The sequence below is a fragment of the Pseudoclavibacter sp. RFBB5 genome (genome assembly GCF_002931555.1).
Classification (GTDB): domain Bacteria; phylum Actinomycetota; class Actinomycetes; order Actinomycetales; family Microbacteriaceae; genus Pseudoclavibacter.
In genome coordinates this window covers 280,721-297,160 of the sequence record NZ_PSTZ01000010.1, presented here as the reverse complement: position 1 = coordinate 297,160, position 16,440 = coordinate 280,721, and the positions used below count along the sequence as shown (strand labels likewise).

11 protein-coding genes are annotated in these 16,440 nt (G+C 66.8%); 10 read left to right on the top strand and 1 reads right to left on the bottom strand.

Annotated elements, in window-relative coordinates:
* Nucleotides 1-33 precede the first annotated feature (33 nt).
* The 4 genes from C5B97_RS16120 (at nucleotide 34) to C5B97_RS16105 (ending at nucleotide 5,252) form a co-directional block, all read left to right on the top strand.
* A complete protein-coding gene (locus tag C5B97_RS16120) occupies nucleotides 34-1,044 on the top strand; it encodes a sugar phosphate isomerase/epimerase (RefSeq protein ID WP_104312992.1) in 1,011 nt (336 codons plus the stop codon).
* 116 nt (nucleotides 1,045-1,160) lie between these two features.
* Nucleotides 1,161-2,804 (top strand): DUF5597 domain-containing protein, encoded by a 1,644-nt coding sequence (locus C5B97_RS16115; RefSeq protein WP_104312991.1) that lies wholly within the window; start codon nucleotides 1,161-1,163, stop codon nucleotides 2,802-2,804.
* A complete protein-coding gene (locus C5B97_RS16110) occupies nucleotides 2,797-3,780 on the top strand; it encodes a Gfo/Idh/MocA family protein (RefSeq protein WP_104312990.1) in 984 nt (327 codons plus the stop codon). The genes C5B97_RS16115 and C5B97_RS16110 overlap by 8 nt, the downstream gene beginning before the upstream one ends.
* A gap of 50 nt (nucleotides 3,781-3,830) precedes the next feature.
* Nucleotides 3,831-5,252, top strand: coding sequence for a DUF1593 domain-containing protein (locus C5B97_RS16105; protein ID WP_104312989.1), 1,422 nt, complete (start codon nucleotides 3,831-3,833; stop codon nucleotides 5,250-5,252).
* Here the strand turns inward: C5B97_RS16105 and C5B97_RS16100 are convergent.
* A complete protein-coding gene (locus C5B97_RS16100; protein ID WP_181027048.1) occupies nucleotides 5,249-6,511 on the bottom strand; it encodes an ROK family protein in 1,263 nt (420 codons plus the stop codon). The genes C5B97_RS16105 and C5B97_RS16100 overlap by 4 nt on opposite strands.
* 478 nt (nucleotides 6,512-6,989) lie before the next feature.
* Here C5B97_RS16100 and C5B97_RS16095 point away from each other — a divergent pair, with 478 nt between their 5' ends.
* The 6 genes from C5B97_RS16095 (at nucleotide 6,990) to C5B97_RS16070 (ending at nucleotide 16,361) form a co-directional block, all read left to right on the top strand.
* Nucleotides 6,990-8,513 carry an ABC transporter substrate-binding protein gene (locus C5B97_RS16095; RefSeq protein WP_104312987.1) on the top strand — a complete coding sequence of 508 codons (1,524 nt, stop codon included), beginning with the start codon at nucleotides 6,990-6,992 and terminating at the stop codon, nucleotides 8,511-8,513.
* 87 nt (nucleotides 8,514-8,600) lie between these two features.
* Complete coding sequence (locus C5B97_RS16090) at nucleotides 8,601-9,542, top strand: ABC transporter permease (protein ID WP_104312986.1); 942 nt, start codon at nucleotides 8,601-8,603, stop codon at nucleotides 9,540-9,542.
* Nucleotides 9,539-11,383: a dipeptide/oligopeptide/nickel ABC transporter permease/ATP-binding protein gene (locus C5B97_RS16085; protein ID WP_104312985.1), complete on the top strand. Its 1,845-nt coding sequence runs from the start codon at nucleotides 9,539-9,541 to the stop codon at nucleotides 11,381-11,383. Before C5B97_RS16090 ends, C5B97_RS16085 begins: the two co-directional genes overlap by 4 nt.
* Nucleotides 11,380-12,267, top strand: coding sequence for an ABC transporter ATP-binding protein (locus C5B97_RS16080; protein ID WP_104312984.1), 888 nt, complete (start codon nucleotides 11,380-11,382; stop codon nucleotides 12,265-12,267). The genes C5B97_RS16085 and C5B97_RS16080 overlap by 4 nt, the downstream gene beginning before the upstream one ends.
* A 28-nt stretch (nucleotides 12,268-12,295) precedes the next feature.
* Nucleotides 12,296-15,535 carry a glycosyl hydrolase gene (locus C5B97_RS16075; protein WP_258068314.1) on the top strand — a complete coding sequence of 1,080 codons (3,240 nt, stop codon included), beginning with the start codon at nucleotides 12,296-12,298 and terminating at the stop codon, nucleotides 15,533-15,535.
* Nucleotides 15,513-16,361: an alpha/beta hydrolase fold domain-containing protein gene (locus C5B97_RS16070; protein ID WP_104312983.1), complete on the top strand. Its 849-nt coding sequence runs from the start codon at nucleotides 15,513-15,515 to the stop codon at nucleotides 16,359-16,361. Before C5B97_RS16075 ends, C5B97_RS16070 begins: the two co-directional genes overlap by 23 nt.
* Nucleotides 16,362-16,440: the final 79 nt, after the last annotated feature.

The following is a 16,440-nucleotide window of genomic DNA, read 5'->3' as shown; positions in this document are numbered from 1 at the left end:
CAGCATTCGAGAACGCCAGCTAAGAGGAGAAGCATGTCTCGTCCTGTCACGTTGTTCACCGGTCAGTGGGCCGATCTGCCGTTCGAGGAGGTTGCGCGCCTTGCGGGGGAGTGGGGGTATGACGGTCTCGAGATCGCCTGCTGGGGTGATCACCTGGATCCGTGGCGGTGGGATGACGCCGAGTACGTCCAGGGCAAGCTCGACATTCTCGAGCGCAATGGTCTGAAGGTGTGGACGATCTCGAACCACCTCAAGGGGCAGGTGGTGTGTGACGACCCGATCGACCAGCGGCACCGCGACATCGTCTCCGACCGAGTGTGGGGTGACGGCGACCCGGAGGGCGTGCGGCAGCGTGCGGCGGAGGAGCTGAAGAACACGGCCCGTCTCGCGGCGGCGCTCGGCGTGAAGACCGTCACCGGGTTCACGGGGTCGAGCATCTGGAAGTACGTGGCGATGTTCCCTCCCGCCACGGAGGCGATGGTGGATGCCGGCTATCAGGACTTCGCGGACAGGTGGAACCCGATCCTGGACGTGTTCGAGGAGGTCGGGGTTCGGTTCGCGCACGAGGTGCACCCGTCCGAGATCGCGTACGACTACTGGACCACGAAGCGCGCGTTGGAGGCGATCGGGCACCGGGAGTCGTTCGGGTTGAACTGGGATCCCTCGCACATGGTGTGGCAGGACATCGACCCGGTCGGGTTCTTGTGGGACTTCCAGGACCGCATCTATCACGTGCACTGCAAGGACACGAAGAAGCGCCTCAGCAATGGCCGGAACGGGCGCCTGTCGTCGCACCTGCCCTGGGCTGACCCGAGGCGGGGTTGGGACTTCATCTCGACCGGGCACGGGGATGTGCCGTGGGAGGACTGCTTCCGCATGCTGAACGCGATCGGCTACGAGGGGCCGTTGTCGGTGGAGTGGGAGGACGCCGGCATGGACCGTCTCGTGGGTGCTCCTGAGGCGTTGGGGTTCGTGCGCAAGCTCTCCACGTACCGCCCGTCGGAGGCCGCGTTCGACTCGGCCTTCTCGACGAAACAGGACTAACCGCCGCGCAGGACCGCCCCACCAGCAGACTCATCGGCGCCGAACGTCCGCACGTTCCGCCCTCCACCGCATCACCGTGCACTGTCGCACCGCTCACGAAAACCCAAGGAGATCCCATGTTCGAGCTTCCACACCTCACACGTTCAGGCAAGCACGCAGAGTTGATCGTGGACGGGGCGCCGTTCCTCTGCGTCGGCGGAGAGCTGCGCAACTCCAGTGCTTCCGATCCCGTCCACATGGAGAAGGTCTGGGCCGCTCTCGCAGAGTCGGGGATCAACTCGGTCGTCGCGCCAGTCGCCTGGGACCAGGTGGAGCCGAGCGAGGGCGATTTCGACTTCAGCGTCGTCGACGCCCTCCTGGAAGGCGCGCGCGCGGCGGGCATCCGCCTTGTGCTCATCTGGTTCGGCGCGTTCAAGAACGCCACCTCGACCTACGCGCCGAGCTGGGTTCGCCGCGACCCCTCCCGGTTCGAGCGTGCGGACCGCGGGCCTTCGCCGATGAGAGCCCCGCTCACCTACCCCGGCTCGATGCCGAAACCGACGCTGTCAGTCTTCTCGCCTCGGTTGAGGGAGGCAGATGCAAGGGCGTACGAGGCGCTCATGCGACACATTGCCCTCGTCGACGAGCAGCACACCGTCATCATCATGCAGGTGGAGAATGAGGTCGGACTCCTCGGCGTCAGCCGCGACCGCGCTGCGGTAGCCGAGGACGCGTGGCAGTCGCCGGTGCCGGCGGCTCTCCTGGAAGCCGTGGGACGTCACCCCGAAGGGTTCCACGACGACATCGTGGAGCTGTTCCGAGCCCCCGGAGCGGCCGGAGCATCCTGGCAGGATCGCTGGGGCGACGAGAATCTCGTCGCCGACGAGGTGTTCATGGCGTGGGGCTTCGCCAGCTACCTCGGGGAACTCGCCAAGCGGGGCAAGTCCATCAAGGGCCTGCCCGCCTACGCCAATGCCTGGCTTGGGCCTCAGCCGGGACAGGACCTCCCGGGTCAGTACCCGAGCGGTGGCCCCACGGCCCGGATGGGTGGCGTCTGGCGGGCGGCTGCACCGCACCTCGACTTCCTCGCACCGGACATCTACACGCCAGACAGTGAATCCGTTATGCGCGAGTACGCCTCCGAGGACAACCCGCTCTTCGTGCCGGAGGCCCGCGTCATCACGGGCGATGCATTCCGTGCCTTCGGCTCGTTCGACGCGATCGGGTATCACGCGTTCGGGATCGACGACGTCCGTCCGGGGAGTCAGCTGTTCGCCGGCTTCCGGCACCTCATCGGCATGGCACCCCAACTGCTCGATGCTCGCCGGGCCGGCCTGGTCATGGGGTTCGCCCTCGACCAGGGCGTCGACTCTGCAACAGGTCAGTTCGGATCGACCACCGTGGTCGTCCGGAGTGCTCCGAAGACGCTCGCCGATGTGCTCTTGGATGTCGGCGTTCGCCTCCCGGAACTTCCATCGCTCCCGGACGAGAACCTCCCGACCGCGCACGCCCCCTCCTTCGCCGACTCGCGTCCCTTCGGCATCGTCGTGCAGACGGGACCGCTCGAGTACCTGGCTGTCGGGCAGCGCGCGATCGTCGATTTCTCGCGTGAGGGGGCGACGGTCGAGATATCCAGCGTGCAGGAGCTCCGCCTGGAGGAGGGCGAGTTGGTTGGAGGACGTCTGCTGAACGGTGATGAGCGTCTCGTGACGCTCGACATGGCAGGTGTGACAGCGGTGAGGATCACGCTGCTGGAGTTCGCGGATCCGACTGATGGATAGCGCAGACGAGCGGCGACCGCTCCGGTGGGGCATAGCGGGCACCGGCGCGGTGTCGAAGCAGATCGCGCATGACCTTCATCTGGTCGAGTCCGCATCTCTCGTGGCGGTCGCCTCCAGAAGCATCGAGCGTTCGACGAGGTTCGCGGTCGACTTCGACATCCCGAACCCCTTCGACGACTACACGGCGATGCTGGAGTCGGACATCGACATCGTGTACCTCTGCACGCCTCACGTGACGCACTTCGAACTGGCCAGGCGCGCGTTGCTGCATGGCAAGCATGTGCTGTGCGAGAAGCCCCTGGGCCTCGATGCTCGTGAGGTTCGTGAGCTCGCGGAACTGGCCCGCGACGAGGGTCTCTTCCTCATGGAGGCCATGTGGATGAAATTCAATCCGCTCATGGCGCTTGTCGGCGACATCGTGAGGTCAGGAGAGATCGGCCAGGTCCGCGCCGTGCAAGCATCCTTCGGTGCGCCTTTCCCGCGGGATGGCTCAAGCCGTTGGCAGCCGGGAGGCAGCGCGCTTCTCGACCAGGGCATCTATCCCGTCACGCTGAGCCACATGATGCTCGGCGCCCCGGAACGCGTGCACGCCAACGGTACGGTCAGGGCGGACAGCAACGACCTGAGCGAGCACTTCACGCTCGAGTACGACGGCGGGCGCTTCGCGCACGGGGCGAGTTCCATGGTGGAGTTCCTCAGCTCTTCGGCGGCCATTTCCGGGGATCAGGGCTGGATCGACATCGATCCAGGCTTCTGGTTCGCGTCGAGCCTCACGGTCCACTCCTACGGCCCCGAGGGGCCACGAGCGCGTCACTGCACCGTGGATCGCGAGGGACACGGCTACACGCCGATGCTCCGCGCGGCCAACGACGCTGCGATGTCCGGTCTCCTCGAGCACCCCACGCACACGCTCGAGGACACAACCAGTGTGTTCGAGACCCTCGATGCCATCAGGCGGGATGCCTTCGAGACCTGACGCAGATCCCGCGTCAGGTCCCAAACACGATTGCAACAGAGAGGCGAGCCATGGCGACAGCGCCAGCGCGCATCATCGTCACCACCGATCCAGAGCTGGACGACCTGAACTCGATGCTCCGACTCCTGCTGTACAGCAACGAGATCGACATCGCCGCCCTGGTCTACTCGGCGAGCCAGGTCCATCACGCGGGCGACGAGTCCCGAGGTATCGCCCCTCACCGCTGGCCAGCGCCGGGTGCGCGGATGCACATCGATCTGGCAGTGGATGCGTATGCGGAGGTGCACGAGAACCTCGTCCGTCACGACGATCGCTATCCGGACCCCGAGCGCCTCCGTGCGCTGATCGCGGTCGGGAACGTGGGTGAGGTCGGCGATATGCGGGAACCCACGGCCGGGTCGGATCTGGTCCGCGACGTGCTGCTGGGTGACGCGCCTGGCAAGATCTTCGCGCAGGCGTGGGGTGGTATGAACACCATCGCCCGCGCGCTCAAGTCCATCGAGGAGCAGTATCGAGGCACCTCCCAGTGGGAGGTGATCCGAGCTCTGGTCGTCGGGCGCACGGTGATCACGAGCTTCGGAGAGCAGGACGACGCCTTCGCTGCCTACATCCGGCCGGTCTGGCCGGAGATCGAGTTCCGGGACGTCGCGACGACGGCGTGGGGCTATTTCGCATGGCACGTCGTGCCGGATGGTGCTGCGGAGTATCTCTCTGCGGAGTGGATGCGCCAGCACGTGTCCTCGGTCGGACCTCTCGGGAAGGCCTACCGCGTCTGGGGTGACGGCGAGCAGATGGCTGACGGCTTCGACCCGGAGGACTACTTCGGCGTTCGAGGTGCTTCCGCCGATGACCTCGTCGCTCGTGGATACCAGCTCTGGGCGCCGCTCCACGATGCCGGCGCGTGGATCTCGGAGGGCGACTCCTCGAACTTCGCGATGCACATCGACAACGGACTTCGGAATGCCGAGCATCCGTCGTTTGGGGGATGGGGCGGCAGGCAGACTCCGCATGCCGATGACCCCAACCGATGGGACAGCGCGGGGGCGGTGTCGTGGACGCCGGGGGCTCCGATCACGGATGCCGGCGACGCAGGTCGGTGGATCGGCGCATTCCAGAGGGACTTCGCTGCTCGCCTGCGCTGGACCGTCACCGCCGACCCTGCGGACGCCAATCACGCGCCTCGCGTCTCGGCGACCGGGCTGGATCGTGCTGTGCGACCAGGCGAACGTGTCCAGCTGGATTTCACGGTCGTCGACCCGGACGGCGGGGACATCTCGGTGACGGCCTTCCAGGATCAAGGGTCGGATTCCGAGATCGTTGTCCTGCCGGGCAAGTGCCTGGTGCGGGTGGCGGCGGACGCGGTGCAAGGGGAGCAGATCCACGTCATCGTCGAGGCTGTCGACGACGGTGTTCCTGCTCTGACCGGCTATGCCAGATTCGTGCTGACGGTCGGCGCGGGGCCGGCGAGCTAGTCCGCGAGGAGATCCTGGAGCGAAGCTGCCCGTCCGACCGGTGAGCCCTGATCGATCCAGAGGCCTACCGTGTCCGCCGCGAAAAGCTGCTCGACCGCGAGGATCGCGCTGCCCACCAGGCCCTCCCGGTAGTCCAACGATGCCGCTCTGATGGAGAGAGGCTCCAAGGCGTCGGGCGTCAGGCCTTCGCGGAGGGCCTGCTCGAGGAGATCGACGGTCCAGTCGCCGATTCGGATCAGACCTCCGCCGATGACCAGCGTCCCCGGGTTGGCGAAGTTCACATGCGGAGCGAGGGCGGAGCCCAGGAACCTTATGCGTGCACGGACCTCTTCAGCCGCGACCGGGTCCCCCGCTCGCGCGGCATCGCCGACGTCCTCGGCCGTCAGCAGTTCTTTGCCCCGGATGCGTGCTGCGAGGAAGGCGCTCTCCATTGCGCGAGCCGACAGGCGCTCGGCCAGGCTCCATCCGGCCACGACTGCGTCGAGACAGCCAGTGCGCCCGCACCTGCACGGGAAAGATGGGTCGTCGGTGACCCGCATGTGCCCGATAGCGCCCGTGGCGCCGGAACGGCCTCGGTGGATCAGTCCCTGCGTCACGACCGCCGCGCCGACTTCCTCGTCGACCAGCACGTACATGAGGTCGTCCTCGGTCGCGGGGCTGCCTAGGTGCCACTCGCCGAGCGCCATCACGTTCACATCGCGTTCGACCCACACCGGTGCGTCGTAGTGCTGTCGGAGGAACGAGCGGATGCTGAAGTCTGTCCAACCGGTGAGCAGGGGTGACGACACGAGACGTCCGCGTTGGAAGTCGACGATGCCGGAGACCCCGATGCCGATGGCCCACGGGGTGGCGTGGCCTCGTGCAGCGAGCTGCTCGAACATCTGCTTGAGGGCGTTCAAGGTGTCGACCGGGCCGACCGCTGCGTCCCACGTCAGATGCATGGAGTCGACCAAGCTGCCGGAGAGCGTGGCGACTGCTGCCCAGAGTTGCGAGGATTCGATGACTCCGACGTAGACGACGCCGACTTCGGAGCGAAAGCGGAGCAGACGTGAAGGGCGGCCGATGTCCGCGACGGCGAACTCGCTGTCATCGACGAGTCCCGTCTCGACGGCCTGGCTGACGCACTCGGAGACGATTCGCCTGCTCAGCCCCGTGGCCCGGACGAGCGCTGGCCGGGTGTTCGCTCGTCCTGAGCGGATCAGGTTGATGAGCTGACCGTGCACGAAGGCATCCTGAGGCGAAAGCTGACCGTTGCTCATGCTCTGCCGTCCTCGTCGTCTGTCAGTGGCTTCCCGCGCGGCGCCCGTGCCGTTCTGGTCGCCGCCGAGTCTAGCTTCTGGGCTCGGCGGTCCATGCGGCGCAGCGAGTACGGTCGGTGGGATGAGGGCGGCATCCGGCTCTCTGAAGCCCGCCTCACATCTGTCTATACCGGGCATCACTGGTCGCTATCTCCCAGGACCCTATTTATGTTCATTCTGGGCTAAAGTCTGGACTAGGCGCACCGGAACACGCAAGCAAGCGGTTCTGCGTCACGAGTCTCGGTCTGGGCCTGGACGCGACTCGAATCCGAACACCGGGCCTGAACAAAGAAACAACGACGTCTCTTCCTCCCTCCCGCGACAAGGTCGCCGCGGCGGGAGGGTGTCGCCAGCAGCCACGGCGCTGTGATGGTGTCACCGCTCTCCTGGCGAAGCTGCCGACGTTCGGAGCACAACACCTCAGCCGAAGGAAACGCACATGAGAAGAAAATTCGCGACAGCTGCCGCCGCTGCCATAGCCATCGCGCTCGCCGCCACCGCATGCTCGGGACAACCTGCTGCCGGCGGGTCGTCGACCGGCGGGACCCTGGCACTGGCTACCGTCTCCCCGCCGCAGTCCTGGCAGCCCGGTGACCTGCTCACGGGGCCCGAGATCTGGTACACCCAGCCCGTCTACGACTCGCTGCTGCGCAACGACAACGAGGGCGAGCCGGTGGCCAACGTCGCCACCGAATGGTCCTACAACGACGACAGCACCGTGCTGAGCCTCAAGCTCCGCGACGATGTGAAGTTCACCGACGGCACCGCCCTCGACGCAGAGGCCGTCAAGGCGAACCTCGAGTCCGCGAAGACCGGTTCCGGTGGAAGTGCAACCCAGCTTCGGTTCATCGAAGAGGTGACCGTGGTCGACCCCACCGCTGTCGACATCAAGCTGTCTGCGCCGGACCCCTCATTCCTGCCCAGCCTCGGCGGCCCTGCCGGCATGATGGCCAGCCCCAGCCACCTGGAAGATGGATCGCTCGCGACCACTCCCGTCGGATCCGGCCCGTACACCCTCAGCCCCTCGACCCAGGCGGGCAGCAAGTACGTGTACACACGCAACGCCGACTACTGGAACCAGGAGCTGTACCCGTACGACGAGATCACGGCGACGATCTTCAACGACAAGAACGCCATGATCAACGCGCTCCGAGCGGGCCAGGTGAACGTCGCGAACATCGAACCGAAGGACGTCGAGTCGGTCTCCTCCGCGGGGCAGGAAGTCGTCTCCTTCCCGTCCTACAACGCGAACGGGCTCTACCTCTTCGATCGTGAGGGCACGCTCGTGCCCGCTCTGGCCGACGTGCGCGTCCGCCAGGCCATCAACTACGCGCTCGACCGCCAGTCGCTCTTCGACCAGCTCTACAACGGCAAGGGGGCGAAGACGGCGCAGATGTTCAGCGTCGACAGCACCGCGTACCTGCCTGAGCTGGAAGAGCGCTACCCCTACGACGTCGCCAAGGCCAAGGAGCTGATGGCCGAAGCCGGCTACGCAGACGGGTTCGTGCTGCCGATGCCGGACGTCTCGCCGATCTACCCTTCGGAGCAGGCAGCGGTCACCGAAGCCCTCGCAGCGATCGGCATCACGACGGAATACCAGCCGGTCAACGGTGAGACGTTCATCTCAGACCTTCTCGGCGCGAAGTACCCCGCAGCGATCTTCCGGCTCGACGCCAACCGCTCCTGGGACACGACGCAGATCGCGCTGGACCCGGATGCACTCTGGAACACCTTCCACGTGAACGACCCGAAGATCGTCGAGCTCATCACCAAGGCGCAGGGCGAGACCGGGGACGAGCAGGCGAAGACCTTCCAGGAACTCAACACCTACGTCGTGGAGCAGGCCTGGTTCGCCCCGTGGATCCAGGGCGACAACTCCTTCGGGCTCTCCAGCGGCGTGACCGCGGAAGGGCAGAAGTACTCCACCTTCCCGCCGATCTGGAACATCCAGCCGACCAGCTGAATCTGATGGCCGGCGCCCTCCCCGGGCGTCGGCCGTTGGCGGCCGCACCACCTTCCAGATCCCCACTCGACAGCCCAGGAGTCCACCATGCTCGTCTTCATCCTCCGCCGGCTCGGCGCGGGAGCGCTGCTGCTGTTCGTCATCTCGACGTTCACCTTCTTCCTGCTCAACTTGACCGGCGCGGATCCTGCGCGGCAGATTCTCGGTCCGACCGCGACCGTGGAGCAGGTCGAACAGAAGCGTGTTGAGCTTGGCCTCACGGAGCCCGTCCTCGCGCAGTACTGGAACTGGCTCACCTCGGCGATCCAAGGCGACCTCGGCGCCTCCTGGTACGGGAACCAGCCAGTCACCCAGGTCGTCGCCCTCACGCTGCCGCCGACGCTCTCCATGGTGATCGGCTCCATCCTGCTCGCCTCCATCCTCGGCGCAGGAGTCGGTGTCGCGGCGGCCCTCCGCCGCGGTGCGCTCGATCGTGGGCTGCAGGTCTCCTCGACCTTCGTCCAGGCGATTCCAGGCTTCCTGGTCGCGATCGTCCTGGCCTACGTCTTCGCCGTGCAGCTGCGGCTCCTTCCAGCGACGGGGTACGTCGGCTTGTTCGCATCACCGTCGCTGTGGTTCGCGTCGATCATCCTGCCGGTCGTCGCGCTCGCGCTCGGCGCAGTCGCATCGATCGCCATGCAGATCCGCGGCTCCATGATCGACGTGCTACGACAGGACTTCGTGCGCACGCTGCGCAGCCGTGGCATCCCCGAGTCGCGCGTCCTGCTCCAGCACGCCTTGCGGAATGCGGCAGGCCCGACGCTGACAACGGTCTCCCTCATGTTCATCGTCTCCATCTCCGGGTCGGTGATCGTGGAGAAGGTCTTCAACATCCCGGGGATCGGGACGCAGGCGTCCATCTCCGCAAGCCAAGGCGACCTCCCGGTGGTCATGGGGGTCGTCGTCATCACGGTCGTGCTCGTCGTGATCGTGAACCTGCTCGTCGATCTCGCCCAGGGATGGGTCAACCCGAAGGTGCGTGTCTCATGACTGCCGATCTCGTCTCCGGAACGTCCGCCTCGCTGCAGCTCAGCGAAGAGGACGATCGCCGCCCAGGGGTGCTTCGACGGCTCCTTCGCGACCCCGCGGTCGTCGTCTCCGCCTCGTTCATCCTGGTGGTCATCCTCGCAGCGATCTGCGCACCCCTGCTGACGTCCTACGACCCCCTCGAGGCGAAGATCGCCGACGTGCTCGCACCTCCGTTCACCGCCGAGCACCCGCTGGGAGCCGATGGGGTGGGACGCGACGTCTGGGCGAACCTCCTCTACGGTGCCCGGACCAGCCTGATCAGCGCGGCGATCGTGATCGGCGTGAGCATGGCGATCGGCATCCCGAGCGGTCTCCTCGCGGGGTACCGCCGGGGCCTGGTCGACGGGATCAGCGTCTGGATCAGCGGTGCGCTCATGTCGCTCCCCGCGATCGTCGTGCTCCTCGTCGTCCTCGCGAGGGTCGGGCGCAGCTCCGAGCTCGCCCTCGCCGTCTTCGGCGTCCTCATCGCCCCCTCGGTCTTCCTGCTCATCCGAAGCTCCGTTCGCGCTGTGCGCGAGGAGCTCTACGTCGACGCCGCCAAGGTCTCCGGTCTGGGAGACACGCGCATCATGCGCAGGCACATCCTCCCCGTCGTGATCAAGCCCACGATCATCCAAGCGGCCATGCTGGCGAGCGCCGGCATTGGCATCGAGGCAGGCATCGCCTTCCTCGGGCTCGGCTCGAGCGACCGGTCGAGCTGGGGCCTCATGCTCCAGGACGCCTCCCAGAACATCTACAGCGCGCCGGTGCTGCTGCTCTGGCCGAGCCTGGCGCTGGTCCTCACGATCATGTCGTTCACCCTCATCGGAAACGGCATCCGGGATGCGCTCTCCGATCACACGATCGCGCCGACCCGCAAAGTGCGGAATGCGAGGAACGTGGTTGCGAACCGCGCGTCCGAGCCGACAGCGCCGCGACCCGAGGTCACTACCCACACGCCAGCTGGCCAGCTCATCGGGGTCGAAGGGCTTCGGGTGTCGTACCCCCGAGCCGACGGCGGCGAGACCATGGTCGTCAAGCAGGTGTCGCTGACGCTCGAGCGCGGTGAGATCCTCGGTCTCGTCGGCGAGTCGGGTTCCGGCAAGTCGCAGACGGCGTTCTCGGTGCTCGGGCTGCTGCCACCCGAGGCGCGTATGCAGGCTGATGCCCTCACGTTCAATGGGCAGGATCTGCTCGAGCTCTCCCCGAAGAAGCGTGCTGCACTCCTCGGAAAGTCGATCGGGTACATCCCACAGGAGCCGATGAGCAATCTCGATCCTGCGTTCCGGATCGGCTTCCAGCTGACGCAGCCCATGCGTCATCACCTCGGGCTCGGGAAGAACGAGGCCAAGGCGGAAGCACTGCGGCTCCTCGCGCGAGTGGGCATCCCCGACCCGGAACGGCTCTTCCGCTCGTACCCCCACGAGATCTCCGGCGGAATGGCGCAGCGCGTGCTGATCGCGGGCGCTGTCTCCTGCAACCCCGACCTGCTCATCGCGGACGAGCCGACGACGGCGCTGGATGTGACGGTGCAGGCCGACGTCCTCGAGCTGATCCGCGACCTGCAAGCGGAACGCGGCATGGGCGTGATCATCGTGACGCACAACTTCGGAGTCGTCGCCGACATCTGCGATCGAGTCGCCGTCATGCGCTCGGGCGAGATCGTCGAGGTCGCAGAGGTGACCGAACTCTTCGCGAGGCCACAGCACGAGTACACCCGCTCGCTCCTCGCATCCACGCTCGGACAGGTGGAATGGGAGACAGACGACCCAGCGTCGTCTGCAGCGGACGGAATCCCAAGCTCGAAGGGAGCGAACGCATGAGCGCCGCCCAGGAAACACCCACCCCGACGCCTCAGGGAGACCTGTTGTCGATCCAGAAGCTCGTCGTCGAGTACCCGGGCCGGGTCCGGAAGCGGAAGAAGTTCCGCGTGCTCCACGAGGTCGATCTGCGCATCGCGCCGGGCGAGACGGTCGGGCTCGTCGGAGAGTCCGGGTCCGGGAAGTCGACCATCGGACGCGCCGTCCTCGGGCTGGCACCGATCGCGTCCGGCGAGATCCGGTTCGATGGGCGATCGATCGTCAACCTCAAGCCCAAGGAGCGCCGGGCGCTGAGCCGCGATATCCAGGTGGTGTTCCAGGACCCGTACACGTCGCTGAACCCCGCCATGACGGTCAACGACATCCTCACCGAACCGCTCCTCGTCACGGGCAGCACGCGAACCGAGGCCGACGCGCGGGTCCGCGACCTCCTCGACCAGGTCCAGTTGCCCGCGAACTCCGGAAACCGCTACGCGAAGGAGTTCTCCGGCGGTCAGCGGCAGCGAATCGCCATCGCTCGCGCGCTGTGCCGGGACCCGCGCCTGATCGTCTGCGATGAGGCGGTCAGCGCCCTGGACCTGACGACCCAAGCACGCGTCCTGGAGCTCTTCACCGAGATCCGCGAACGCACTGGCGTCGCTCTGCTCTTCATCACCCACGACCTCGATGTCGTCAAGCACATCAGCCAGCGGGTAGCAGTCATGCGCGATGGGCGCATCCTCGAGACCGGGCCGACTGCCTCGGTCATCGAGGACCCCCAGCACGCCTACACGCGGGCGCTGCTGCTCGCAGCTCCTGTCGCGAATCCCGCGGTGCAAGCGAAGCGACGAACGGAACGGCGCAGGTTCCTCGAGGCGCAGACGGAGTCGATCACAGCGGTCCGCTGAGGACGCCGCGGCAGCCAGCTTCAACGACGTGAGCAAGAAGGACACCGCCATGACCGACCGCCACGATGACCTCTGGAACGCGTTCGTTCAGCCGCCAGACGACGCGCGACCTCGTGCCTGGTGGCACTGGATGGACGGGAACGTCGATCCAGACGGCATCGACGCCGATCTGCGCTGGCTGCACGCGGTCGGGATCCGGGGGGTCCAGGCCTTCGACGGTGCGCTTGGGAACCCGCTTGTCGTCCCGGACCCGGTCATCCCGGGGACGGGGCGGTGGCGGGACGCGATCAGGACAGCCAGCGCGACTGCCCGCGAACTGGGTCTGGAGTTCACCGTGGCGACGTCGGCGGGGTGGAGCGCGTCTGGCGCCCCATGGGTCAGTGCGGACGACGCCATGCGCAAGCTCGTCTGGTCGCAGACGGTCGTGGACGGCGCAACGCTGGCCGAGCTAGCCCCGCTGCCCGATGTCGCGGGGCCCTTCCAAGCGGTGCCCAAATGGGGGAGCGGCGCCGGAGCCGGATCCGGGCACGTCAAGGATCTCTTCGTGCTGGCCGTTCCGTTCGACCCCGAGCACGATGCCCTCGAGCCTGAGGGCATCGAGACCTCTGCCCCTTCCGTTCCCAGCGGGGACATGAAGGCGTCGGGTGGGAGCGTTCGGCTCGAACGCGACCCCGACGAGTTCTCGACAGCCTGGGTCGAGCAGCATTTCGACGAGCCGGTCACTGTGCGTTCGTGTGTCATCGTGCTCCCTGGCCCGCACGGTTTCGGTGCCGCACCGGCGGTCGAGGCGACGCTCCAGGTGCAGGACGGGAGCGGCGAGTACGTGGATGTGACGTCGTTCCCAGTGAACCAGTGCCCGTCCCGAACCGCGTCGTTCGCGCCGGTCTCCGGACGCGCGTTTCGCCTGCTGCTCAGCGCAGACGGCATCCGCGCCGTCTCCTCGGCGTTCGAGCGCGGTGTCAGACCGCCGCCCGTGTTCCAGCCCCTGAGCGAGTTCATCGTCGACCGCTTCGAACTCCACGAAGCGGGGAGGCCAGCGCACGTCGAAGCCAAGAGCGGGTTCGCTACCTCTGTCGACTACGACGCGCTCGACACCGACCCGCAGGCAGCCCATGCCGTCGTCCCGTCCGAGGCGGTCATCGATCTCAGCGGAAACCTGAGCGGGGATCGGCTGACCGAGCCGCTCCCAGCAGGACGGTGGCGGATCATCCGCTTCGGGTCGTCGCTCACCGGGCAGACGAATGGCCCGGCCCTGCCCGAAGCGACCGGGTTGGAAGTCGACAAGCTCGATGCCGATCGAGTGCGGGCCTACATCACTCGCCACCTCGACCAGTTCGGCGACGCGGAGATCGACGCGCTCCTGAGCGACAGCATCGAAGCCGGCCTGCAGAACATCAGCGATCGCCTCGTCGAGCATTTCGTCCGGCTCCGCGGCTACAACCCCGTCCCGTGGCTGCTCGCCGCGGTAGGCTTCCAGGTCGACAGCGTCGCCGCGACCGACCTGTTCCTCAGCGACTTCAGACGAACGATCACTGAAGTGTTCGCGGATGCGTACTACGGCACCCTGGCCGATGAAGCGCACCAGCGCGGCATGGCCTACTACGCGGAGGCGCTCGAAGATCGGCGGCCTCAGCTCGGGGACGACCTCGCGATGCGCTCGCACGCCGACGTCCCCATGGGGGCGATGTGGACCTTCGACTCGAAGACGGGCCCCGCCCCGAGCTACGTTGCCGATCTCAAGGGCGCATCGTCGGTGGCACACGTCCACCAGCGAACGCACACCGGTTCGGAAGCCTTCACCTCCGGTCGAAACCCGTGGAGCGATTCGCCCAAGTCGCTCAAGCACGTCGCCGACCTGCAGCTCACCCTCGGTGTCACCCGATTCTGCATCCACTCGTCACCGCACCAGCCGTCACAGGTGCCTCCTCCTGGGATGGCGCTCGCTCCATCACTGGGCCAGGCATTCACGCGGAACGAGACCTGGGCCCATGTCGCCCGCCCCTGGATCGACTACCTCGCGCGCTGCTCGCACCTGCTCTCCCGGGGGCGGCCAGCGGTTGACGTCGCCTTCTTCATCGGCGAGGAGGCACCCGTCACCGGGCTCTACGGAGATCACTTCAACGAGCGCGTCCCGCGCGACTACGACTTCGACTACATCGGCCCCGATGCGCTGTCGGGGATCCTCGAAGTCGCGGACGGCGTGCTGGGCGCAGGCAGCTCCCGCTACCGCGTGCTCTACCTCGGAGGCTCCAGTGACCGGATGAGCACGTCGGTACTCGAGGGCATCCTGCGACTCGTGGAGGCCGGTGCCACGGTCGTCGGTACGCGCCCGGCACTTCGCTCCCTCGCCGATGACGGCAAGCGCCACGCCAGGCTGTGCGATCAGATCTGGGGGCCGACGCATAGCGACCACGTTCACGCGACTCGAGAGCTCGGCGATGTGCTCCGTCGACACTTTCCCCCGGTGCTCGTTGTGCCTCACACCGACGTGCGACGCATCGCGAGATGGGTTGACGGCGAGCTGCTCGTCTTTCTCGCCAATGCGCACGAGGACCCCGTGACCACGACCATCTCCTTGCCCGGGTGTGACCGACCCTTGGTTGCGTGGGACCCGGTCGCACTCGAGAGGCGCGAGCTGCGGCCCACCTCCGACGGGACCGGATTCGAGCTCTCGCTCGCACCGTACGGCTCCGTCTTCGTGCTTCCGGGCGAAACAGGGGACGGAGTCTCTCCGTCGAGCGCGCCCCTCGATGTCCCCGTCGGGGGCGAATGGACCATGACCCTCCCGGGCGCTGAACCCATCCGGAGCACAGAGCCGATCCGCTGGACTGAACTCGATGACGAAGGCCAGCGGTTCTCGGGGACGGTCCAGTATCGGTTCGAGTTCGACCTTCCCGAAGCGGGGCATCCTGTCCGCATCCGGTTCGGCGACATCAGCGATATCGCGGAGGTGACGATCAACGGCATCGACGCAGGCATCGTGTGGACCGCGCCCTTCGAGCTTCCCGCCCGCGGTCTTGGTCAGGGGCGCAACGTCGTGGAGCTTCGCGTGACCAACCCGTGGCGGAACCGTCTGATCGCTGAAGGGCAGGTCACCTCCGGTTCGCTCTTCGAGCCCATGACGCGAGTGTTCGACGATCAGGCTGAACTCCTCCCAGCGGGCGTCGTCGGGCCAGTCACGGTGGTCTACGACGACGCAGAGTGCGAACACGCATCGAGCCGCGAACACGAGAGAAGAGCGCAGCATGGCCGTTGCTATCCGAGTTGAGGACATCACGATCGAGGGTCCGCATGGCGGGCTCGCCGTCAGAACCTACGTCCCCTCTTCGCCGACCAGGGGCCTCGTCTGGGCGCACGGGGGTGCATTCGCCCTCGGCGGCCTCGATCAGCTCGAGAGCGACTGGGTTGCCAGGCAGATCGCCGCGCGCGGAATCGCAGTCATCGCGGTCGACTATCAGCTGGCGCCCACGCCTGACTGGTTCGCAGCTGAGGCAGGTGGCGTTCCCGTGAAAGACGGAGTGCGCTTCCCTGTGGCCTCGGACGAGGTCACCGCGGCGTGGACTGCCGCATCCGGTCTCGTCCCGGAGGTCGACCCGCCTGGCTGGTCTCTCGGCGGCGCGAGCGCAGGGGCCAACCTCGCTGCAGGTGCGGCCCTCCGCCTCCGGGATCGGGGCGGACCCCAGCCGGCATCCCTCGTCCTCGCCTACGGGCTGTTCCATCGTGCGCTGCCACCGCTGACAGCTGAAATCGACGCGAAGTGCAGATATTCGGGAGGCCGCAGCTTCACGGCCGACGATGTGCGCCTCATCAACCTGAACTACGTGGGCGATCCGGCTCACCTGCTGCACCCGTATGCGTTCCCAGGAGGGCACGACGTCGGAGGGCTACCACCGTCGTTCCTCCTCAACAGCGACTCAGACCCCCTTCGTGCGTCCGGTCAGCGCTTCGCTTCCGAACTCATCGAAGCAGGGAATGACGCACTGGTCGTCGTCGAGCCGACGACTGCTCACGGCCATCTTGATGGCCCCGCACAGGTCGGGGCCGCTCAGAGCATCGAGCGCATGGTCGCCTGGCTGAGCGCCGACCGTATGTAGACGACGCGAGGCCCGTGCGCGCGAGTTCGATCTCGTGTGCACGGGCCTCTCCCTGGAGCGGGATGGCGTTCCAGGCTGT

Coding starts and splice junctions, on each gene's coding strand:
- C5B97_RS16100 (WP_181027048.1), bottom strand. CDS start 6,511: ATGAGCAACGGTCAGCTTTCGCCTCAGGATGCCTTCGTGCACGGTCAG.
- C5B97_RS16085 (WP_104312985.1), top strand. CDS start 9,539: ATGACTGCCGATCTCGTCTCCGGAACGTCCGCCTCGCTGCAGCTCAGC.
- C5B97_RS16120 (WP_104312992.1), top strand. CDS start 34: ATGTCTCGTCCTGTCACGTTGTTCACCGGTCAGTGGGCCGATCTGCCG.
- C5B97_RS16090 (WP_104312986.1), top strand. CDS start 8,601: ATGCTCGTCTTCATCCTCCGCCGGCTCGGCGCGGGAGCGCTGCTGCTG.
- C5B97_RS16080 (WP_104312984.1), top strand. CDS start 11,380: ATGAGCGCCGCCCAGGAAACACCCACCCCGACGCCTCAGGGAGACCTG.
- C5B97_RS16070 (WP_104312983.1), top strand. CDS start 15,513: ATGGCCGTTGCTATCCGAGTTGAGGACATCACGATCGAGGGTCCGCAT.
- C5B97_RS16105 (WP_104312989.1), top strand. CDS start 3,831: ATGGCGACAGCGCCAGCGCGCATCATCGTCACCACCGATCCAGAGCTG.
- C5B97_RS16115 (WP_104312991.1), top strand. CDS start 1,161: ATGTTCGAGCTTCCACACCTCACACGTTCAGGCAAGCACGCAGAGTTG.
- C5B97_RS16110 (WP_104312990.1), top strand. CDS start 2,797: ATGGATAGCGCAGACGAGCGGCGACCGCTCCGGTGGGGCATAGCGGGC.
- C5B97_RS16095 (WP_104312987.1), top strand. CDS start 6,990: ATGAGAAGAAAATTCGCGACAGCTGCCGCCGCTGCCATAGCCATCGCG.